At 61.2% G+C, this 19,816-nt stretch carries 20 protein-coding genes and 1 pseudogene; 8 read left to right on the top strand and 13 right to left on the bottom strand.

What is annotated here, in order from left to right; translation table 11 throughout:
- Positions 1–89: 89 nt before the first annotated feature.
- From FJT57_RS16600 to FJT57_RS04570, 5 genes are all read left to right on the top strand, one after another.
- Positions 90–302, top strand: coding sequence for a hypothetical protein (locus tag FJT57_RS16600; protein ID WP_203229091.1), 213 nt, complete (start codon positions 90–92; stop codon positions 300–302).
- Positions 299–637, top strand: a complete 339-nt coding sequence (pth2, locus tag FJT57_RS04555; protein ID WP_144902095.1) for a peptidyl-tRNA hydrolase Pth2 — start codon at positions 299–301, stop codon at positions 635–637. The genes FJT57_RS16600 and pth2 overlap by 4 nt, the downstream gene beginning before the upstream one ends.
- 64 nt (positions 638–701) lie before the next feature.
- On the top strand, positions 702–1,748 hold the full coding sequence (locus tag FJT57_RS04560) for a sensor histidine kinase (protein WP_144902097.1): 1,047 nt from the start codon (positions 702–704) through the stop codon (positions 1,746–1,748).
- Positions 1,749–1,797: 49 nt separating this feature from the next.
- Positions 1,798–3,237, top strand: coding sequence for a tRNA pseudouridine(13) synthase TruD (truD, locus tag FJT57_RS04565; RefSeq protein ID WP_144902099.1), 1,440 nt, complete (start codon positions 1,798–1,800; stop codon positions 3,235–3,237).
- Between the two features lie 68 nt (positions 3,238–3,305).
- Positions 3,306–4,031, top strand: coding sequence for a DUF2103 domain-containing protein (locus FJT57_RS04570; protein ID WP_144902101.1), 726 nt, complete (start codon positions 3,306–3,308; stop codon positions 4,029–4,031).
- Positions 4,032–4,046: 15 nt separating this feature from the next.
- Here the strand turns inward: FJT57_RS04570 and FJT57_RS04575 are convergent, their stop codons facing one another.
- The 3 genes from FJT57_RS04575 to aspS all read right to left on the bottom strand — a co-directional run bounded on the left by FJT57_RS04575 (position 4,047) and on the right by aspS (position 7,211).
- On the bottom strand, positions 4,047–4,808 hold the full coding sequence (locus tag FJT57_RS04575) for a 4-phosphopantoate--beta-alanine ligase (protein ID WP_144902103.1): 762 nt from the start codon (positions 4,806–4,808) through the stop codon (positions 4,047–4,049).
- Between the two features lie 48 nt (positions 4,809–4,856).
- Positions 4,857–5,747, bottom strand: a complete 891-nt coding sequence (locus tag FJT57_RS04580; protein WP_144902105.1) for a pantoate kinase — start codon at positions 5,745–5,747, stop codon at positions 4,857–4,859.
- 159 nt (positions 5,748–5,906) lie between these two features.
- The gene (gene aspS, locus FJT57_RS04585; RefSeq protein ID WP_144902107.1) at positions 5,907–7,211 is read right to left on the bottom strand and encodes an aspartate--tRNA(Asn) ligase; all 1,305 of its coding nucleotides are present in this window, start codon (positions 7,209–7,211) and stop codon (positions 5,907–5,909) included.
- Positions 7,212–7,793: 582 nt separating this feature from the next.
- Here aspS and FJT57_RS04590 point away from each other — a divergent pair.
- Entirely contained in the window at positions 7,794–9,161 is a 1,368-nt protein-coding gene (locus tag FJT57_RS04590) for an aminomethyltransferase family protein (protein ID WP_203229092.1), read from the top strand.
- A gap of 220 nt (positions 9,162–9,381) precedes the next feature.
- Entirely contained in the window at positions 9,382–10,047 is a 666-nt protein-coding gene (locus FJT57_RS04595) for a helix-turn-helix domain-containing protein (protein ID WP_144902109.1), read from the top strand.
- Positions 10,048–10,149: 102 nt separating this feature from the next.
- On the opposite strand, the gene FJT57_RS04600 is transcribed toward FJT57_RS04595, so the two are convergent.
- The 9 genes from FJT57_RS04600 to FJT57_RS04640 all read right to left on the bottom strand — a co-directional run bounded on the left by FJT57_RS04600 (position 10,150) and on the right by FJT57_RS04640 (position 18,546).
- A complete protein-coding gene (locus FJT57_RS04600) occupies positions 10,150–10,872 on the bottom strand; it encodes a phosphoglycerol geranylgeranyltransferase (protein WP_144902111.1) in 723 nt (240 codons plus the stop codon).
- Positions 10,873–10,940: 68 nt separating this feature from the next.
- On the bottom strand, positions 10,941–11,657 hold the full coding sequence (locus FJT57_RS04605; RefSeq protein ID WP_144902113.1) for a winged helix-turn-helix domain-containing protein: 717 nt from the start codon (positions 11,655–11,657) through the stop codon (positions 10,941–10,943).
- Between the two features lie 52 nt (positions 11,658–11,709).
- Positions 11,710–12,786 (bottom strand): glutamate--cysteine ligase, encoded by a 1,077-nt coding sequence (locus FJT57_RS04610; RefSeq protein ID WP_144902115.1) that lies wholly within the window; start codon positions 12,784–12,786, stop codon positions 11,710–11,712.
- An 84-nt stretch (positions 12,787–12,870) separates the two neighbouring features.
- Positions 12,871–13,569, bottom strand: coding sequence for a fibrillarin-like rRNA/tRNA 2'-O-methyltransferase (locus tag FJT57_RS04615; protein ID WP_144902589.1), 699 nt, complete (start codon positions 13,567–13,569; stop codon positions 12,871–12,873).
- A gap of 23 nt (positions 13,570–13,592) precedes the next feature.
- The gene (locus FJT57_RS04620; RefSeq protein ID WP_144902117.1) at positions 13,593–14,471 is read right to left on the bottom strand and encodes an NOP5/NOP56 family protein; all 879 of its coding nucleotides are present in this window, start codon (positions 14,469–14,471) and stop codon (positions 13,593–13,595) included.
- Positions 14,472–14,537: 66 nt separating this feature from the next.
- The gene (locus tag FJT57_RS04625) at positions 14,538–15,386 is read right to left on the bottom strand and encodes an MBL fold metallo-hydrolase (protein WP_144902119.1); all 849 of its coding nucleotides are present in this window, start codon (positions 15,384–15,386) and stop codon (positions 14,538–14,540) included.
- Positions 15,387–15,402: 16 nt separating this feature from the next.
- Positions 15,403–16,956 (bottom strand): tripartite tricarboxylate transporter permease, encoded by a 1,554-nt coding sequence (locus FJT57_RS04630; protein ID WP_144902121.1) that lies wholly within the window; start codon positions 16,954–16,956, stop codon positions 15,403–15,405.
- Between the two features lie 2 nt (positions 16,957–16,958).
- A complete protein-coding gene (locus FJT57_RS04635) occupies positions 16,959–17,483 on the bottom strand; it encodes a hypothetical protein (RefSeq protein WP_144902123.1) in 525 nt (174 codons plus the stop codon).
- Between the two features lies 1 nt (position 17,484).
- Entirely contained in the window at positions 17,485–18,546 is a 1,062-nt protein-coding gene (locus FJT57_RS04640; protein WP_144902125.1) for a Bug family tripartite tricarboxylate transporter substrate binding protein, read from the bottom strand.
- 285 nt (positions 18,547–18,831) lie between these two features.
- Between FJT57_RS04640 and FJT57_RS04645 the strand changes: the two genes are divergently transcribed.
- Complete coding sequence (locus FJT57_RS04645; protein WP_144902127.1) at positions 18,832–19,590, top strand: IclR family transcriptional regulator; 759 nt, start codon at positions 18,832–18,834, stop codon at positions 19,588–19,590.
- A gap of 48 nt (positions 19,591–19,638) precedes the next feature.
- Here the strand turns inward: FJT57_RS04645 and FJT57_RS04650 are convergent.
- Positions 19,639–19,816 (bottom strand): annotated as a pseudogene (locus tag FJT57_RS04650) (IS6 family transposase); the annotation flags it as partial.

The following is a 19,816-nucleotide window of genomic DNA, read 5'->3' on the forward strand; positions in this document are numbered from 1 at the left end:
TGCGTCTTGCGCCGCGGAACGCGTTGATTCTGCTGTCGCAATTTCGTGAGATTTGAACCCGGCGAGTCGCAGCCCGCGCAGCGAACGCAGTGAGCGAGCAGGACCGTCTCGGCTCGGTTCACAATCTCACCCTCGGCGCTACTGAGAATCAACTCAAAGCGGCGCGTCTCGTCGCGACGCGGAACGAGTTGGTACGCAGTTTGGATATCGCGCTGGTAGTCGCACTTTCGGCGCAGATGCTCGTAGGGTCGCAACAGCAAAGCGAGGACATATACGACATCGCGCGCCACGGTGGCGTATGAAGCAGGCCATCGTCGCCCGGACGGACCTCGGGATGGGTCGCGGAAAGCTCTCCGCGCAGGTCGCACACGCGTCGCTGTCGGCGTACGAGGACGCCGACGAGCGGACGAAGAAAGCGTGGAAAGGCAAGGGACAGAAGAAAGTCGTCCTCAAGGCCAGCGGTGAGAAGGAACTGTTCCGACTCGCCGACGAGGCCGAGCGCCTCGGACTGCCGAACGCGATCATCCGCGACGCCGGGCACACGGAGTTGGAGCCGGGAACGGTGACCTGTCTGGCGGTCGGGCCAGCGCGCGATGCCGATGTTGACCGCGTGACGGGGGAACTGTCGCTGTACTAACTTCCACCGATTCGAGCCGAAAACGGCCAAACGACTTACCACAGAGCCGAACGGACGGAGAACAATGAGAGTGTTCGCGGCAGAGGTGGACGGTGCGCTCGGAGAACTCATCGACGGGATGGGTGACGCCGTGATCGTCCGCGACGCCGCGAGCGGCGAGGTCGTCGCGGTCAACGACGCCGTCGAGCGGATGTTCGGGGAGCGTTCCGAATCGCCCCGCGTGCTCAACGCCGAAAGGTGGGCAGTCGAGCCGAAACGGGCTGTCGAAGCACGAGAAAACGCTGTAGAGCGGACGCGACGGTCTTCTCCCGCGACGTTTCGGTGGGAGGCAGAACGGTCCGACGGGACGGTCTTTTGGGCGGAATCGACGGTGTCGACCACGGTGATCGACGGGCAGGAGTACCTCGTAAGCGTGGTCCGCAACGTGACCGAGCGGACCGAACACGAGCGCGGACTGAAGCGACTCAGCGAGACCCTGACGCACGATCTGAAGAGCCCGTTGAACGCCGCGAACGCGCAGGTGAACATCCTTCGCACCGAATCGTGCGGCGGCGAGGAGTTTCTGGATCGTCTCGATCGCGTCCACGACAGGATGGAGTCGATCGTTGCGGACGTTCGCGCGCTCGTCGACGGGGATCGATCACGCGGCCTGACCCTCGAACCGGTTGATCTGGACCAAGTGGTCGCCGACGCGTGGAGGGCGGTCGGCGGGCGGGGCGACGAAATCGATCCGACGTGGAGCGAAAACGCGGCTGCGACCCTCGTCATCGAGGGAGAGCTCGGAACGGTCTCCGCGGACGAACGACGGCTCTGTCGGCTCTTCGAGAACCTCTTCGAGAACGCGCTTCGGCACGGCTGCGGCGACGCCGACTGCGTCACGGTGACGGTCTCGCCGACGCAAACGGGGATCGCCGTCGACGACGACGGCGTCGGCGTCGACGAGGCGGATCGCGACCGCGTCTTCGAGTACGGGTACACCACCGCCGACAGCGGGACGGGATTCGGGCTCAACATCGTCGCCGCGACCGCCGAGTCCCACGGGTGGGACGTCGTGGTCGGCGATTCCGAAAGTGGCGGGGCTCGCTTCGAGATCACCGGGATGCGCCAGTAACCGAACCGGAGCGACCTTACGCTCGTAGGGGAAAGTCGAAGTCGATCAGATGCGCGCGGCTCACCCCCTCGAACGACGCGTCGGCATCGAGCACTACTACAGCGACGCCGACGGGACCGGCGGCCGCCTGCGGACGACGCCAGCGGACTTCCGCGTTCGCGAGTTGGAGGCGATGGAACCGGAGCCGCTCGATACGGATACCGGCGACTACCCGCATCTGCTGGTGCGAGCGACGCTCCGTGGCTGGGACACCAACGACTTCGCGCGGCGGCTCTCGAACGCGCTCGGGATCAGCCGCGAACGGATCTCCTGGGCGGGGACGAAGGACAAGTACGCAATCACGACGCAACTGTTCTCGATTCGGGGCGTCGAACCCGAGCGGCTCCCCGAAATCGACGACGTCGACGTCGAGGTTCTCGGTCGAATCGGTAGACAGCTCCACTTCGGCGATCTGGCGGGCAACGCGTTCGAGATCCGCGTCCGCGAGGCCGCCGTCGCACCGGTCGAAGCGATCACCGCGGAGTTACACGCGCGGGTCGGCGGCGACGGCGCGCCGGAAATAAATAGCGACCGTACGTCGGAGGCGAGTCCCGGTAGTGCGCCGGAGACGACGAGCGGTGTCGACGAGCAAACCGAAGTCGGCGTCGCGGTCCCGAACTACTTCGGCCACCAGCGCTTCGGGAGTCGACGACCCGTCACCCACGAAGTCGGGCTGTGTGTCGCTCGCGGAGAGTGGCGCGAGGCGGTCCTGACGTACGTCGGCAACCCCTTCGAGGCCGAGCCGGAGGGCACGCAGGCCGCTCGCGCCTTCGTCGACGAACAGGCCGAGCGAGCCGATCCCGACTGGCAGGAGGCACTCGATCGAATGCCCGGGGCGCTCCGCTTCGAGCGTTCGATGCTCCACCGACTGCGCGAGGACGGTGACGAGACTCCCGCCGACTGGCGGCACGCGCTGGAGGCCGTGCCGCGGAACCTCCAGCGACTGTTCGTCAACGCCGCGCAGTCGTACGCGTTCAATCGCATGCTCAGCGAGCGGCTCTCGCGCGGCCTCCCGCTCGCCCGACCGGTCGATGGCGATATCGTGTGCTTCGCCGACAGGGATGCGCCGGAGGGACTGTATCGCCCGGACACCGACCGCACGCAGGTCGCGACCGATCGCCGCGTGGACGTGATGGCGCGGCACTGCGAGCGCGGGCGGGCGTTCGTGACCGCGCCGCTCGTCGGCACCGAGACGGAGCTGACCGACGGCGAACCGGGCGACGTCGAACGAGCCGTTCTCGACGATCTCGGGCTCAGTCCCGACGATTTCGACCGCCCCGGCGAGTTCCACTCGACCGGGACGCGACGCGCCGTCCTGCTTCGGACGCGCGTCGAGTACGACGTCGACGCCGACGAGAACGCGTACGACCTCGCGTTTTCGCTCCCCTCGGGATCGTACGCGACGGTGCTGCTGCGGGAGTATCTGAAGACGAGTCCGGTGGATCTGTGAGATGACCCCCTCACGGCACCGGTGGCGTCGATAGCCGCGCTTTTATTTTCCCCTCGCATTCCCACGCTATGGACTGTCGGCGGTGCGGAACGTCCCTCGAACGCCCCGGCGACTACTGCCTGGTCTGTAACACGGGCAACTGCGACGCCGTCGTCGTCTCCTTCGAGCGCGACCGCGCGAAGTTGACGATGCTCGACGAGAAGGATATCCTGGGACGAACGACGCTGACGACCGTTCCCGAGGACGACCCCGAGTCCGAGACCGTGGAACTCCGGAACTTCGCGGGCCGCGTCGCCGACGAGATCCGTCGGAAGCGGCCGGATACCGTCTTCGCGGCGGGCAACCGGGACGTCCTCAGAGAGGCCCGCGCGCAGCTGCACCACGAGTTCTACCGGGTCGCGGGCGACGACCCCGTCGAACGGGTGTTGGAGCGCCGCGGGGAGCGGTCGCTGAAGGTGGTCGAGACAGCTCCTCGAAAGAAACTCGGCGGCTCCCATTCGACGCTCATCGGCGGCCGCGGCGGACGGCGGGCCATCGGCGTCGTCGCGGACCACCCGCACGTGAAGAAGATCGTGCCGGGGCCGATCGACGCCGGGGGGATGGGCTCACAGAGCGGCCTACGCGCGAAAGTGACCCGCGCCGACGACAACGGCAACGTGCGCCTGCTGCTCCGAGACGGATCGAGCGTGCAGGAGAACCGAATCGTGACGACCGCGATGGACAGAGAGACCGGCGAGTTCGTCCGCGACGATCTCAACGACGCCCTCACCGAAGCCGAGCTTCGCGAAGCCTGACGCCGGGCCGTATATTCAGTCGAGTTCGCCAGCACGAATCGCGTCTTCGGCCGCCGCCAGCGCCGCCTCGGGATCGAAGTCGTCGACGATCGATTCCAACTCCGCTCGCGGCGCGTCCCGCAACGCCTCGGCGTGGGCCGTGATGTTCGGCACCGCGCGGATGATGTTGTCGATGATCGGGACCGCGGCCGTTTGCGCCGACCGCGACAACGGATTCAGGTCGATCACGATCTCTGATTTTCCCATCGCTGAGAGCGCCTCCGCGCGGTCGCCGTCCTCCAGCGGGACGAGCACGACGTCGGCCGCGCCGATCCCGTCGGCGTCGACTTTCGCCCGCTCGTGTTCCAGTCCGGGGATGCGCGCGTCCGCGGTCAGGCCCTTGATCTCGACGCCCGCAGCTTCGGCACCGTGCTCGCGGAGGTGGTCGGCGATCGCCCGCATTCGCTCGTCGGTTCGGTTGAAGAGGTTCACCTCGAGGTCGGCATCGACCGCGGCGGCGAGTTCGATCATCTCGCCGGGTACCAGCGCCGCGACGTTGCCGTTGACGGAGAGGACGGGGTGCTCGGCGAGGTGTAAGAGCGCGGCCGCCGCGCGCTCGGCTTCGTCCGCTGATTCGGTGGTCCGCTCGCCGAGGAGGTAGTCGAACGCCTCGCCGCGACCTTCAGCGATGAGGCCCTGCCTGCTCGTGATTCCCTTCTCGACGCCCGCTTCGATCCGATGCCGGGTCAGGAGCGATAGATAGCGGGGGTGGCTCTCGGGAACGTCGATCTCGCTCATATCTCGGACTCGGCGGGACGAAGGAAAAGCGGGCCGATTCGCGTCGCCTCAGTTCGGGGAAGGAGAATCGAAGCGGCCGATCGCGGGCGGTCGGAGCGTCGCGCCCGTCGGGTACACCGAACAGACCTCGGGGTCGTATCCGGCCGCGGAGAGGTCGTCGCCGAACGCGAAGACCGTATCGCCGAGCATCGCCATCGCGGCGTCACCGTCCTCGGCGCGGACCGCCTCGACGGCGTCGGCGACGCTCTCGGTGAGGAGTTCCGCGTCGCGAGCGAACCGTCGCGAGAGTTCGACGAGGCGATCGACCGTCGGTTCCGCTCGCAGGGCGGCGAGCGCGCGTTCGCCCGCTGCGGTCAGCGTGCTGGTGTCGCCCGAGAGGACCTCCTTAGTCGAGACGGTGCCGAAGGAGACGTACTCGACGCGCGGCGTCGCGGGGATTCCGTCCATCCGTCCGTGCCCCGGCGCGCCGGGTTCCAGTCGGATCGGCAGCCCGCCGCGGGCCTGTGCGACCACGTCACCGAGGCCGGTCCCGGCCTCGACTTCGGCCACGTGTGCGAGTTCGACGAGCGCGTTTTCACTCCGTTTGCAGTCGTAGGCGGCGTTGACGGCGTAGGCGGTGCCCAGCGCCATCGCCCCGGAGACGCCGAAACCGGCTCCGAGCGGGAGCGGCGTCTCAGCGACGACGCGGGCGTCTGGCGCGCCGAGGGCGTCGCGGACGGCGTCGACGGGCGCGACGTCGATCGGATCGCCGTTCAGCGTGGTTTCAGCGTTCCCGTCGCCGGAGGACGTGTCGCCACCGCGGGCCACGCGGACGTCGACGCCGTGAGAGAGGGTGACGCCCGCGCCGCGAGAACCCGCCAGTGACGGATCGTCGTCCGGATGCGCGCTGAAGAAACCGGTCACGTGCCCGGGCACGAACGCCGCCGCCTCGTCGCTCATTGGGGTCGGTTGCGCGCCCGCCGTTAAATCGGGCGCGGTTTCGGGTAGTGGTTGGTCGCGACGCGCACGTGTGTGAAATTCGGGTCGTCGCCCTACGGCGACAGACGCTGACGGTCTCGTGGGAACACCGCCGGACTCGCTGGATCCCAGAGACTTCGCCTACGGGCTCAGTCTCTGGCGATCTCGCGGGAACAACACAGCCTCGCGGATGTTCTCCAGCCCGAGCATCGTCATCACGAGCCGCTCGCCGCCGAGGCCCCACCCGGCGTGCGGAGGCATCCCGTATTTGAACATCTTCGTGTAGTACTCGAACTGGTCGGGATCGAGACCCTGCTGTTCGAAGCCCGCGACGAGGTGGTCGTAGCGGTGCTCGCGCTGCCCGCCGGAGACGAGCTCCATCCGCGGATGCATCATGTCGAATCCGGTCGAGAGCTGCTCGTCGTCGACGTGGTCCTTGATGTAGAACGGCTTGATCTCGCTCGGCCAGTCGGTGATGAAGTAGTGCTCGCCGACGTCGTCGCCGAGCGCGCGCTCGCCCTCGGTCGGGAGGTCGTCGCCCCAGACGAGCTGTTCGTCGAGTTCGCCCGTCGCGTTGATCCGCTCGATGGCCTCCTCGTAGGTGAGCCGCGGGAACTCGCCGGAGGGGACCTCGAACTCCTCGTCGAGACCGAGCAGTTCGAGCTGTCGCCCGCAGTTCTCGGCGACGCCCTCGTAGGCGCTCTTGACGACGTGCTCACAGGCGTCCATCGCCTCGGTGTGGTCGACGAAGGCCGATTCGAAGTCGATCGACGTCGCCTCGTTGAGGTGCCGCGGCGTGTTGTGCTCCTCGGCGCGGAAAATCGGGCCGATCTCGAAGACGCGTTCGAGGCCGGAGCCGACCATCAGCTGCTTGAACAGCTGCGGCGACTGGTTCATAAACGCCTCCTCGCCGAAGTACGTGATCGGGAACAGCTCCGTGCCGCCCTCGGTCCCGGTGGCGACGATCTTCGGCGTGTTGATCTCGGTGCAACCGAGGTCGCGGAACGCCTCGCGAGCGGAGCGGAGGACTTCCGAGCGGATCTCGAAGATGGCTTTCACCTCCTCCTTTCGGAGGTCGAGCGTCCGGTTGTCGAGCCGCGTCGAGAGCTCGGCGTCGACCTTTCCGGAGGGATCCAGCGGGAGTTTGGTGTCGGACTCGGCGAGCACCTCGATCGATTCCGGGAGGATCTCGACGTCCGTCGGCGCGCGCGGCTCCTCCTTCACGGAGCCGGTGACGGCGATGACGCTCTCGCGAGAGACGTTGAGACCGGTCTCGACGAGCTCGGAGTCCATCGAATCCTCTTCGAGTTTGATCTGAATCTTCCCGGACTTGTCCCGGAGGATTAAGAAGGCGATCCCGCCGAGGTCGCGAACCTCGTGAACCCAGCCCGCGACGGTGACCTCGTCGCCCGGCTCGGCGTCGGCCGTGTATGTTCTGCCTTTCATATCTCGTGTTTCCGGCCGCCCGGTCTTAAAAACGGTCGATTCACATCCACCTTTTTGCACCTCGGGTGCGCCTCCCGCACTACTCGGCGCAAAAACCAGTCTTGCTGAGCGAAGCGAAGCAAGGCTCGTGAGACGCTTTGCGTCTCACGGCGGAGAGAAAATGCCGCCGAACTCGCGGCCTGCGGCCGCTCGTCGGCGGTCAACCGTCGCTGCGCTCGCGGACACAACTATCTGTTTACGGGAAGTGACGGTCGCTCAGGACAGGGTACGTACTCAGCAAGTTGGCTTGGACTGTAGCTGGATTCCCACGATTACCGAGGACCGTTCGGAAGGAGTCGGAAACACACGGAATCTCCTCAGCCGTATAAGTGGGTTATACGTATAAGCTACAGAACGATACGGCCACGGGTCTTCTATTCAGTCGTATGCCACAGAGAACCCAAACCGACAATCAAGGCAGAGCGACTGAACCAGAGTTCTACATCCCCGCCGGAGTCAGCCCATCGTTCATAGTCAGTCGGTTCGAGCGTCTCTGGGCGACGCTATTCAACCACCACGTCGAACCACCGAAATAGAGTTCTAATGCCCGGAAATCAAGATCATCCGAACCACCCCAGCATCGACCAATCGAACCGTACCATTCCCAGAAACCTTCGTCAAACAGGCGACGCAGACGTCGACCTCCTGATCTCTACCCGAGTTCGGAAGTCGCCATTTTGGCACCTCTCCGTCGAGGAGGGATGCAGACAAGCGACGGTCTACAACCATATGTACCACCCTCGCGGGTACATCGACCCCGAAGAAGGGGGATTGGAAGCCGAGTACGATCTACTGGTCAACGACGTAACGCTGATGGACGTCGCGGTCGAGCGCCAGATTCGCGTCGCGGGACCTGATGCCGAGGCGTTCGTCAACTACGTCATCACGCGAGATGCCACCGATATCGAGACGATGCGCGGCAAGTACGCCATCTGCTGCAACCCGGACGGCGGTATCCTCAACGACTTCGTCCTGTTGCGACCCGACGACGACGAGTTCTGGTTCTCCATCGCTGACGCCGACCTGCTGCAGTGGTTGCAAGGGGTCACAGTCAAAACGGACTTCGAGATCGATATCGACGAGATCGATGTCTCGCCGATGCAGGTACAGGGCCCGAAATCGCCCGACGTAATAGAGTCGCTCATCGGCGACGCGGTCGAGGACGTTCCGTACTACGGATTGTTGGAAGCGACGGTCAACGGTATCCCGGTGTTGGTGAGCCAAACGGGATTCTCCGGAGAGGCGGGGTTCGAGATATACGTCCGGGAGGCGACGAAGAACGCCGAAGCAGTGTGGAATCCGGTACTCGAAACGGTCAAAGCCCACGGCGGGGCCGCGACAGCCGTAAACCATCAACGACGTATCGCTGCCGGAATAATGTCGTTGGGACAGGATATGGACCACGATACGTCACCGTTTCAGGTCAATCTCGGCTATCAGATCCCCGACGACAAGGACGCGGACTACGTCGGCAAAACCGAACTGGAACGTCAGAAGGAAGCCATCGAAAACGGTGAGTTCCCGTTCACTCACAAACTAGTCGGCCTGAAGATGGCCGGCGAACCGATCCGGGACTACGCCCCGGATTTCTGGCTCGTGTCGGACCCGGAGACCGGCGACGAATGCGGCTATCTGACGTCGGCGTGGTGGAATCCGGACCTCGAGACCAATATCGGCTTCGGGTTCGTACCAGCGGCGAAACTGCAGGCCGCCACCGACGTCCCGCTCGACGACTCGATATACGACGCCGACGTCGACGCGGAGTTCGAGGTACACCTGCCGGACGAGTACACCGAGATGCCCGGTGAACCCGTATATGCGACGCTGGCGAAGGTTCCGTTCAAAGAGTCAGTCAATCCCAGCGCTCGCGAACAGGCCAAGATTCACGCCAGGGACGATATGGACGAGTGAGAGTCAGCTCTCCGAAGACGAGTTGTGACGAACGCAGTGGATTACTACTCAAAGACGTGACCCGAGTTCGGGAAGTTCGACCAACCGACTGAGTTAAGCCGCCACACGGCCACGGTTGCAACCTCGGTAGCACATATTGCAATATCGAGGTTCACCACGCGACTCAAACAACGCTCAATTGTATGGTTCTGTACAAGACAACCCACTACCCCACAGAACAATGACCGATATTAAAGCGGTCGTCCGAGCTAAGCATCCCGACATCGTGCTCACAGGGACAGTTACTCACGACCGAAGTTCGAAAATCAAATCGGTGTCAGAGGCGGGAACCGACCCGACGTCGGGAAAGTTCTTCTATCACATACAGTCGTCTGATTTCCGCCAGTTCGAGGACGGATTACGGAATGACCGCACTATCGGCGAATTCGAACGCGTCATCGAAACCGGGGACGACAAGGCGATCTACAGCTTCGAGTACACGGACGAAGCGAAGATCCTCTCACCGGTCGTTTCGACTTCGAACGGTGTCATCCTCGATATGGAGAACGACGGACGCGCCTGGATCCTGACAGTATGGATGCCCGAGCGAACGGATTTAGTTCACCTCTGGGACTATGCGCAACAGAACGACATCGATATCGAGTTACTGCGCGTGAACGAATACGATAGTTTGGGTACTGCGGACGCTGGGTTGACCGATAGCCAACGGGAAGCACTCCTCGTCGCATTCGAGACAGGGTATTTCGAAGAACCGAGGAACGCGACTCTCAGCGAGGTCGCCGCTGACCTGGACATCTCTCAACCTGCGGCCAGCGGTCTCCTTCGACGTGGAATCAAGCGGCTCGTCATATCCTCCCTGGTAGATGACAGTGAAAACTCAGATTAATCTACCGAGATCGACGTAAAATCGCTGTCTCACAAATCGTCCCACGGTAACTACACAGCGAACAGAAAGGCGCCGAACGCGGGCGGTCAGATCGAAAGCACGTTACTCGACAACTGCTTCCGCGTGGGCGTCCTTCACGCCCTCGACGGTCTCGCGGACGGCGTCGACGCCCTCGTCGTGGAGGAGGTCGCCGACGACGATCGTGTCGGCGTGTTTGCCCATCTCGTAGGCGGCGTCGTAGTCGCGGATGCCGCCACCGTAGAACAGCGTCGATTCGTCGAGCGCGTCGCGAGCGGCGGCGACTTTCTCAGTGTCGCCGAACGTTCCCGAGTACTCGACGTAGACGATCTCCTGGCCGAACATCTTCTCGGCGACGGCGGCGAAGGAGGCGACGTCCTCGGCGGTCTGGTCGGTGTCGGCCTCGGTCAACTCCGCGACAGAGGCGTCGGGGTTCAGGACGATGTACGCCTCCGTGTACGTTCGATCCCAGTCGAGCGGGCCGTCGATGCGAACCCACTCTTTGTGCGCGCCGGTCACCCAGAAGGACGACTCGGCGTTGAACACCGTCGGGATGAGGTAGCCGTCGAGGTGATCCGATTCGATGACGACGCCGGGGTTCGAGGGCTCCTGGTAGAGCGGGACGTCGTAGCGCGAGCACGCCTCGACGACGCGCTCCATCTTCTCGGTCGTGATGTCGAGGGTGCCGCCGATCTCGATCGCGTCGGTCCCCGTCCGGCAGACGTCCGCGAACGTCTCGCCGTCGGCGAGGTCTTTGTCCGGGTCCACTTTCAGCACGTGGTCCCACTCGGTCCAAGGCCCGGTCATTGCAGATACCTCACCCGGGGAACGTTAAAAATGGCGCGGAAGCGCGAACCGCGGCCGACGCGTGACGCTCAGTTGTCGCCCGTCGATGGCTCGTCGCTGTCTGCCGCCTCGTCGGTATCGTCTCCTATACCTGCGTCGTCGACGGTATCGCCGGTATTCGCGTCTCCGTCGGCGCTTCCACCCGCGATGTCGACATTGTCGCCCGTCCCCTCGCCGTCGACATCGTCGCCTGTCCTCTCGCCGTCGACGTCATCGCTCGCGTCCTCGACCGTGATGCTCACCGGGCCGACGTCGACGTCGTCACCCGCGTCGTCTGTCGAGCGGCCGAGTCGGTTGTCGAGGTTGAACACCGTGTTCAGCTCGGATTGGACCTGCGCCGCCACGCCGCGGACGAGGTCGCTCGGCGCGATGGCGGTGTACTCGTAGGGGTTGTTGCCCGCGCCCGCGCTCTCGCGCTTGCGGCGGGTGACGGTCTCCTCGTCGTGAAGCTCCGCGAGCGCCTCGCGGACGGTGCTCGGGTACAGCCCCGTCCCGTCGGCGACCTCCTCGCTCGTCGAGCGCGGGTTCTTGCGGAGATAGACGTAGATCCGCGCCCGCGTCTCGGTGTCCAGCAGCCACGCGAGGAGGTCGACGATCCCTTCGTCGAACTCGGAGACGGCGCGATCGGCCTCGGCTTCGAGTCGCGCTCGCGGACCCGCGTCGGCGTCGCTCTCGACATCCTCGACGGCGTCTTTGGAGTCGGTACTGCTCGCGTCGCTCTCGTCTGTGGGCTCGTCGGAAGGCATCGTGTTCTACCCGAAAGGTCAAAACTCGTCGGACAAAAGCCTTTCTCAGCGCTCAGTCGAGACAGAGCGTCTCACAGAGCGTGTCGATCCCCGAGTCTCTGCGGATCCGACGTTGTCGAGCGGAGCCGCTTTCGGCGTCCAGCAGGCGACGGAGTGCGTTGGTTCCGAGCCGATCCGCCTCGGCATCGACGAACTCCCCGAGCGAGACCGTGTCTTCCGCATCTCGGGTGATGAAGTCCGCGTCTCGACCGTAGCGCATCGCGTGCCACTTGTTCGCGTCGAGGATCTCTCGGCGGACGTCGGTCCCTGACTCGCCGTCCGCATAGCGCGCCGCGAGGTCGTTGACGAGCGCGTGGATGTACTCGACGAACGCGACGGTGGCCTCGGGATCGGTCTGCGCGTCCGGCGTTCGGACCTCGACGGTGCCGTGACCGGTGTGCGGTCGAACGTCGTACCAGAGTTCCCCGCGGTCCTCGATCGAACCGAGTTCGACCATCCGCCGTTCGAATCGGCGGTACGACTCGAAATCCGCGAAGTGCGTCGGCATCCCCGTGTTGGGCAGCGCCTCGAAGATCTTCGCGCGGGCGGAGGCGAGACCGGTATCGAAGTCGTACCAGTACGGCGAATTCGCCGACAGCGCGAGCACCGGCGGGAGGTACCACCGAAGCTCGTTCGCGATCCACGTCGCCTTATCAGCGTCGTCGACGCCGACGTGGACGTGCAGCCCCGAGGTGGTGTTCCGGTGTTGCGGATACTGGATTCGGTCCAGTTGCGACTGGTACCGCGGCTTCGTCGCGTGATCGAGCTCTCGCCACTTCGCCGTCGGGTGCAACCCCGCCGCCGCGATGCGGTAGCCGTACTCGGCGGCGTGCTCGACGAGTGCCTCGCGGACGGTTCGGACCGTCGACTCGACCGTCGAGCGGTCCTCGATCAGCGGCGTCTGCGTCTCGATCGTGAACTGAAACAGCTCGTGATCGATCCGGTCTTCGAGGATTCCCGTCGGAGGGTGTTCGTAGACGAGATCCGAGATGCCCGATGTCGGGCGCCCGCGCTCGTCGACGATGTAGAACTCTTCTTCGACGCCGAGCGTGCCCATCCGATCGAAGGCGTCCGCCGACCCTAGGTCCATCGACCCGTCGTTTGGGGCGGCCGACTAAATATGTCGCGGGCCGCGGCGAACGCTTCTCCCATCCGGCGTGACCGGGGGCAAACGTCACTGCTCTGCGGGTGCGTCCAGCTCCGATTCGGCTCGCGGTTTCGCGACGATCGCGAGGTGGTCGTCGTGAAAGCGATCCAGTCGCTTCGTTTCGAGGATCTCGTATCCCTTCCGGAGTTCGTCGAGCGCGCCCTCGAACACGGATTCCGGCTCGTCGAGGACGTCCTCGCTGCGCGCTTTGATCGCCGCCAACAGTCGGCCGTCGGGCGCGAGAAACCGTCGGTTGCGGAGCGCGACGGTGGCCTGCCCGCGCGTGGCGACGTCCTGGATGAGGCAGTCCAGGTCCGATTCGACGACGTGCGCGTACGTCTCGGGCTTTCGAGCGTCCTTCAGGAGCGGAAACAGGTTCGGGCGCGGCTCGGCGACGGAGAGCAGGTCGCGCGTCGGCCGCGGCGCGAACTCGACGGCGTACGTCGGCCCAGCGAAGTCCGCGACGTGGGAAACTGTCGTCCCGGAGGCCGCACCCAGATAGAGCACGCGGTCCTCGCCGTCGAGGTCGGTATCCATTCCCAACTCCAGCATCGCACCGAGTTTCGAACGCCCGGCGTCCCACGCGCGCCATCCGTCGGCATCTTGCGGCTCGCCGTACACCGGTTCGCCGCGGGTGGCGAATCGCTCGCGGCCGTCGAAGCGTCGGCGTTCGACGCCGTCAGGGAGCGTGGCGCTCGTCCGATCGTCCGCACCTTCGGCGCTCATCGAGTCGTCCGCACCCCCGGCGCTCATTGGCCCGCCTCCCGCTCGCGGATCGTCGCGATTCGCTCGTCGAGGTCGTCGTGTACGGACTGTTTGAACTCGCCCGAGTAGTGGTCGATCCGCGCCGCGATCGCGAGCTTCCCGGCGAAGGCCCGCGCGGCCGATCCGCGGTTTTCGGGGTGCGTGCCGCGGACGTACTCGTGCGTGAAGATTACGCCGTGTTTCGGCGACGATCCCCGACCGCGGAGGTGTGCGAACAGGGCGTCCTCCGCGCCCAACACCTGGACGGTCCCGGCGGGCTTCTTCGCCAGCGACTCCAGCCCTCCGGCGAGCGACAGCAACCGCGCGGCGAGGACGGGCCCGGCCATCGCGGCGAGGTTGGGCGCGACCTCCGGCGCGTGAGTTTCGACGAACGTCCGGAGCGCCGCGCGCTCGTCGTCGAGGTCGACGATCCGATCGGCGAGCGAGACAGCCCGCCCTTCGGCGGGCGACTGCGGGGTCCACGCGGCGACTGCGCGCGCGCCGTCGACGCCCCCGAGATCCTCGGCAGCGCGCTCCTCCTGTGCGGAGCCCTCGACGAGCGAGCCAGCCCACTCGGCGAGTCGTTCGGCGAGTTCGTTCGCCGTTCGCTCGACGTCGTCCATAGCCGCAATACTATACTGAAGTTGTTGATCGTCTGATGTCTCTTGGGCCGTTACGGCTTCTCGTGTGGCGTGGACTGTAGCCTCGTGTAAGGCCTCATAGTAACCGTCTTCGTCGTTTGCGAAGCCTGACTCAATGGCTTTGGCTGGCCAATTCTTGGGTTGGTCAGCTGTGCCTTCGGAAATTGCGTTTGCCGCCGCTTCGATATCCTTCGGATCTATATCTGTGAACCATCCCGTCTGTTCGGGATTTGAGCCGCTCATAGATCTCCTTGAATACGGACTCGTATATGTATTCGCGAAATGGAGCTAGAAGAAGTGCGGAATCTATTAGACCTCTAAGGAGAGGTTATCGTACCCAACGATGACATCTCCCTCAAAGACATCTGCAGCGGCCTCCTCCATTTTTTGTAGATCTCTGTACGGGAGGAGATGAGTGAGTACAAGCGTGTCGACATCAGCCTCAGCTGCAATTTCTCCCGCCTCGCGCGCCGTACAATGGGTTTTGTGAAGCCGATCCCACTGTTTCTGTGGATACGGTTTCGTAAGACGGTCCCATACGAAGCCTTCTGAGCTGTATTCTTCGTCAACTGATGCCAAACAGGCATCTTGGACGAGTATATCGGCATCAGCTGCAAAGTCTGCGAGTTCTGGTAGTTTCCTCGTATCCGCAGAAAAAACGAAAGTGTTCCCGGAGTCGTTCGCGGTAAATCGATACCCGTAGGTCTCAATTGAGTGATCGACAGGCAAAACATCGATCTGGAGTTGCTCGTCCCTCAAACGAAAATCCTCGTCGACGAGTTCAACGTCGATGTCGTCTATCCCCGACGTAGCGTATTCCATCTGCTTGCGATACTGAATATCCTCGTCATAAATTGTATGCAATGATTCCAAGAGGTCATCAGTCCCTGAGGGGCCATAGACCGTCAAATCTGTGCGTCCCATCGACCAACTAGAGATCACAAAATTGTAAAAGTCAGAGTTATGATCTATATGATGATGGGTGAAAAAGAGCTCCTCAATCTCACTGATATCCGTCTCATTTTCGAGCAGCCGATGGACGGTCTTTTGTCCGCAATCGATCAGAATATTTCTCTCTCCCAGTGAAAGGAGGATGGCTGTTCCACCGCGTTCGAGGATTGGAACTGGTGAGCCAGTCCCGAGTAGTGTAATCTGCATTTATTCTAATTTAATTTCAATTTCCAATATTCACTCGTCGCCGGATATCTTTGACTTCAGATATCAGCTGGTATACGAGTACGAGACCTGCGACGCCAATGATCGTGGCCGGTATCGGAGCAAAGATAACAGCTAACTGATCTCCTCCAGCTGCCTGTACTGCTCGCAGATAGTAGGTTTCGAGAATCGGGCCTAAGATGAACCCGAAAACAACGGATATTGGAGAGTACCCGAGTTTCCGCATAGCGAACCCGAGGATGCCGAAGATGATCACCGCGATAGAATCGATACCGCTAAAATTGTTTGCGAAGCCGCCGAGAATTGCCAAGATAACGATCATCGGTGCGATGATTTCTACTCGTATCTCGACGATGTTCTTGATCAAAGATGAGAGAGAATAGCCCACGAATAGCATCACGATATTTGCGAATAACAGTGCGAGGACGACACCGTAAGCGAGTTCTGGCGTCTCGACGAACAACTGTGGACCAACACGGATATTTTTGAGTTGCAGTACCCCCAGCAGGATCGCAGCAGCGATTCCTCCGGGAACACCGAGGACCAACGTTGGAATGAGCGTGGCCGCGGTAGCTGCGTTGTTCGATGATTCTGCGGCGATGAGTCCTTCTATCGCTCCCGTTCCGAATTCGTCTCCCCGTTTGGAGAATGTCCTACCAACGTAGTACGAGACGAAATTGGCGACGATAGAACCGGCACCGGGAACGAGTCCGATTGCTATGCCGATACTAGACGAGCGGAGAACTGACGCCGGACGTCTGAGCGTCTCAAGGATACCTCGATTCATATCCTGCAACCGCCGTCTGAGTATATTCTTGTCCGGCGATGTCTCAGGTGACCTTTCAGATCCCTCCTTGTCCTCTTCGATGCTTCCCCCTTGGTACAACAACATCATCGCCTCGCTGATGGCGAACAACCCGACGATAAGCGGGATCATCGGAATCCCCTGTTCAAGATAATCGACGCCGAAGGTGAACCGTTCAACTCCCCTGAAAGAACTGTATCCGACGACAGAGAGAAGCAGTCCAAAGGCTGAGGCAACCAGACCTTTAAGCATCGACCCACGGGAGACGATAACGAGAATCACGACACCGGCGAGACCAATTGCGAACACGATGCTCGGCCCGATCTGGAGTGCGATACGTGCGAACGGGGGTGCAATCAACAGAAGGGCAAGAACGCTAAGCACTCCGCCAATGATCGACGATGCGAGCGTGACTCCCAGTGCGAGGACGCCATCACCGCGTTTAGTCATTGGATAGCCGTCGAACGTCGTGACGGTCGAAGACGGATCTCCAGGCGTATTAATTAAGACGGCAGTCACCGATCCGCCGTATACGCCAGCCGGATACACTGATGCTAATAACACGACTGCCGGGAGTGGATCCATCGCGATCGTCAACGGGAACAGGAGCACGATACCAATCACAGGCCCCAACCCCGGGATGACTCCGATGATAAATCCGAATACGACCCCCACAAATACCATCAGCATTACCTCGGGTGTGAGGACCTGTGCCAACGCGTCGAGGAGTATATTCGCTGTTGCCATTTTCAGAATAGCCTAAGTGGGATTCTGATCAGAATTCCAAACACCACATACACGAACGCGAACAATGTGACCGTACTGAGTAACAACGTCTTCCGGTCCCGAACCCCTAGTGAGTAGGCGGCTCCGATATAACACGGGATGACCGCCAACAAGATGTTGAACGACCCAAGCGCGAAAAACACGGCCGTCCACAGGCCCATCATCGCTAGTCGTTTGATCCGTTCCGGGAGTGTAAACGAACTCGCTGCACCAGTTAGGTGTTTCATCACCTCATCGTCTGTCGACGCGAGGAGATCGGGTTTTAGGAGGCGAGTACTTACCTCTTTGATTACTAACCCGGCAGCGGCGACAATCCCGATATGGATGACGACCGACGGGAAAATCCGAGGTGTCCGACTAAACGCCATCGAGAGTTCGCGGAGGTAGAGCAGTACTCCGAGCGAGACTATAGCCGAGACAACTGATCCATAGCGGAACAGTCGTGACTCGACCGCTTCCGAGCGCCGTTTGTCCGTTGTTGTGCTCATCTCAGCTGTGTTCCGAAGCGAATTCTTGGAGCGTCGGAATGTATGGGTTAAATTGAGATTTGTAGTCGTCCCACTTTTGCTCTAATTCATCTCCGAACGTCGGAGTGGGATATGACCCGATGTTTCGCATTTCCTCGTGCCAGCCCGTGCCCTCCGACATAACATTTTTGAGGGCCTGAACGAGCACTTGTTGAATATCGTCGGGAAGCTCAGGTGGGCCCATCAGTCCCTTCATCGATGTCATAAGCGGTGGATTCTCGACGAGGTCCGGATATTCAGTGACGAACATATCTTCCGAAAGTGAGATTCCCTGCGTCTCCTCGTAGTAGGAAATGAGTTCCTCGTCGGGTTCCGATAGAATACTCACAGGCTTCGTTCGTTCCGCAGCGAAATTGTTTGCTGTCGTGTCAAACGTGTTCGCTGCCACATCAACACGACCCGCTTGCGCTTCGGTCCCGAGGGCACCACCGCCCCCGACAAACACCGGGTCAATCGACAGGTCGACGGATTCTTGAAGTTGTAGCATTGGGATCGCGACCGGTGCGACCGGGCCCGTGAAGCCCATCGTGACGGCTTGTTCTTCGGCGAAATCAACGAGATCAGGAAGTCGTTCTATATCCGAATCGTAGCCGGTCATAATATTCAGCGGGACCTGTGAGAACTGCCCGAGGAGGGTGAACGCATCGGGATCATAGTCGAATGCTCCCAGAACCTGCGGGTGCGTGGCAATAACCGGGTACCAAAAGGCGGATAGCGTGTATCCATCCGGTTCTGCCGAACTGAACTGTTGGTAATTTACCGCACCACCCGCCTCGGGATTATTTGTTACTGAGATTGAGGCGTCAAGTTCGTCTTGGAGGAAATCTGCAATCAAACGAGTCTCCAGGTCAGTCTGCCCTCCTTTGCCGAAAGGGATGTTGATCGTGATCGATTCGGACGGGTATTGGTTTCCCCGTCCAGGAACAAGTGCGGAACAGCCCGATAATCCGAGGAGGCCGCCTGTTGTTGCGACTGCCTTGAGCGATTTCCGCCTGGTAAACTTCGGCATGCCATCCGAATCCATAACGGCCGTTACGTATGTATACTAATATAAATATGTTTGGGGTTCAAAATAGAAACAGTGGATAGGAGGCTTGAATAACTGTTTCTACTAGCACGAAAGACGGGGAGATAAGCAGTTTATATACCTTCATTGGGTACTATGAGTATGTGTATTTCTATGGCCATTCACCACAGATCTCCAGTGTTTCAATCGATTATTTTTCCTACATCTCCCAAATAACACGATATCGTCTCTTTCGAGATACTCGAAGAATATTTATTCGCCTGTGTTATGCATTATCAATGAATGAATGAGCCACGTCGCCCTGTAACAACTGTGAATACAGCGATAGAGATCATCGACACGCTCGTCGGATCGCCGGACCAGACGCTTTCGGAGATTTCGAAACAGGTTAGTCTCGCAGAGAGCACGACGCATCGGCACTTGGCGACGTTAGTACAGAATGATCTTGTCGTTCGAGACGACGACACGTACCGGCTCAGTTTCCGATTTCTCGATATCGGGACGAAATCGCAACACCAGCATCCGCTCTATACAGCCGGTCGCGAATATATCGATTCGTTAGCTAATGAAACAGAGGAGCGAATCTGGTTAGCAACCTGTGAGAACGGGTTCAGTGTAAGTCTCTACTGGGCGAGCGATCGAAATCCGCTCCACCAGCATTCTCGTATTGGAACGAGACATCACCTCCATATGTCCTCACCCGGAAAAGCGATGCTCGCAGAGCTATCTGATGAGGAAGTGCACGCTATTATCGAAAACCGTGGATTACCGCCACAAACGGAAAACACGATCACTGAGGAAGAACGGTTGTTCGATGAACTGGATGAAATACGAGAACGCGGTTACGCAACCACCACGAACGAGACTGTACAGGGAATGAGTGCTGTTGCTGTATCTGTCAGTGATGACGTTTCGGGAATCCTCGGTGCTATCGGAATCGGTTGTTCTACGAGCCGAATGACCAACGATCGTCAGGAGCGGTTCGCCAGCCGGTTGCTCGAAACGGCCGACGAGATGGCGATCCGTACTAGGTTCTCTTGAGTGGATTCTGTCCCGACAAATATTATTCCCGTCTTCGAATGGTAGTGTTTAGTTTGGAGCATTGAGCCAGGCAGCAAACGCTTGAAGCCAATTTTCGGCAGTTTGCGGCTCAACGTGGCTGAAACAGTTTGAGAACGAGGAAGTACGGCGCTTGAATTCTCGAAAGATTCGCTCGATGGCATTCCGATTTCCATTCCGTTCGGTTTGAAATCGGAGGCCAGCTCTG

It is taken from the genome of Halobellus captivus, assembly GCF_007655485.1.
In the GTDB taxonomy this organism is placed as follows: Archaea; Halobacteriota; Halobacteria; order Halobacteriales; family Haloferacaceae; genus Haloquadratum; species Haloquadratum captivum.

Coding starts and splice junctions, on each gene's coding strand:
- pth2 (WP_144902095.1), top strand. CDS start 299: ATGAAGCAGGCCATCGTCGCCCGGACGGACCTCGGGATGGGTCGCGGA.
- FJT57_RS04560 (WP_144902097.1), top strand. CDS start 702: ATGAGAGTGTTCGCGGCAGAGGTGGACGGTGCGCTCGGAGAACTCATC.
- truD (WP_144902099.1), top strand. CDS start 1,798: ATGCGCGCGGCTCACCCCCTCGAACGACGCGTCGGCATCGAGCACTAC.
- FJT57_RS04570 (WP_144902101.1), top strand. CDS start 3,306: ATGGACTGTCGGCGGTGCGGAACGTCCCTCGAACGCCCCGGCGACTAC.
- FJT57_RS04575 (WP_144902103.1), bottom strand. CDS start 4,808: ATGAGCGAGATCGACGTTCCCGAGAGCCACCCCCGCTATCTATCGCTC.
- FJT57_RS04580 (WP_144902105.1), bottom strand. CDS start 5,747: ATGAGCGACGAGGCGGCGGCGTTCGTGCCCGGGCACGTGACCGGTTTC.
- aspS (WP_144902107.1), bottom strand. CDS start 7,211: ATGAAAGGCAGAACATACACGGCCGACGCCGAGCCGGGCGACGAGGTC.
- FJT57_RS04590 (WP_203229092.1), top strand. CDS start 7,794: ATGCCCGGAAATCAAGATCATCCGAACCACCCCAGCATCGACCAATCG.
- FJT57_RS04595 (WP_144902109.1), top strand. CDS start 9,382: ATGACCGATATTAAAGCGGTCGTCCGAGCTAAGCATCCCGACATCGTG.
- FJT57_RS04600 (WP_144902111.1), bottom strand. CDS start 10,872: ATGACCGGGCCTTGGACCGAGTGGGACCACGTGCTGAAAGTGGACCCG.
- FJT57_RS04605 (WP_144902113.1), bottom strand. CDS start 11,657: ATGCCTTCCGACGAGCCCACAGACGAGAGCGACGCGAGCAGTACCGAC.
- FJT57_RS04610 (WP_144902115.1), bottom strand. CDS start 12,786: ATGGACCTAGGGTCGGCGGACGCCTTCGATCGGATGGGCACGCTCGGC.
- FJT57_RS04615 (WP_144902589.1), bottom strand. CDS start 13,569: ATGAGCGCCGAAGGTGCGGACGATCGGACGAGCGCCACGCTCCCTGAC.
- FJT57_RS04620 (WP_144902117.1), bottom strand. CDS start 14,471: ATGAGCGGCTCAAATCCCGAACAGACGGGATGGTTCACAGATATAGAT.
- FJT57_RS04625 (WP_144902119.1), bottom strand. CDS start 15,386: ATGCAGATTACACTACTCGGGACTGGCTCACCAGTTCCAATCCTCGAA.
- FJT57_RS04630 (WP_144902121.1), bottom strand. CDS start 16,956: ATGGCAACAGCGAATATACTCCTCGACGCGTTGGCACAGGTCCTCACA.
- FJT57_RS04635 (WP_144902123.1), bottom strand. CDS start 17,483: ATGAGCACAACAACGGACAAACGGCGCTCGGAAGCGGTCGAGTCACGA.
- FJT57_RS04640 (WP_144902125.1), bottom strand. CDS start 18,546: ATGGATTCGGATGGCATGCCGAAGTTTACCAGGCGGAAATCGCTCAAG.
- FJT57_RS04645 (WP_144902127.1), top strand. CDS start 18,832: ATGAATGAGCCACGTCGCCCTGTAACAACTGTGAATACAGCGATAGAG.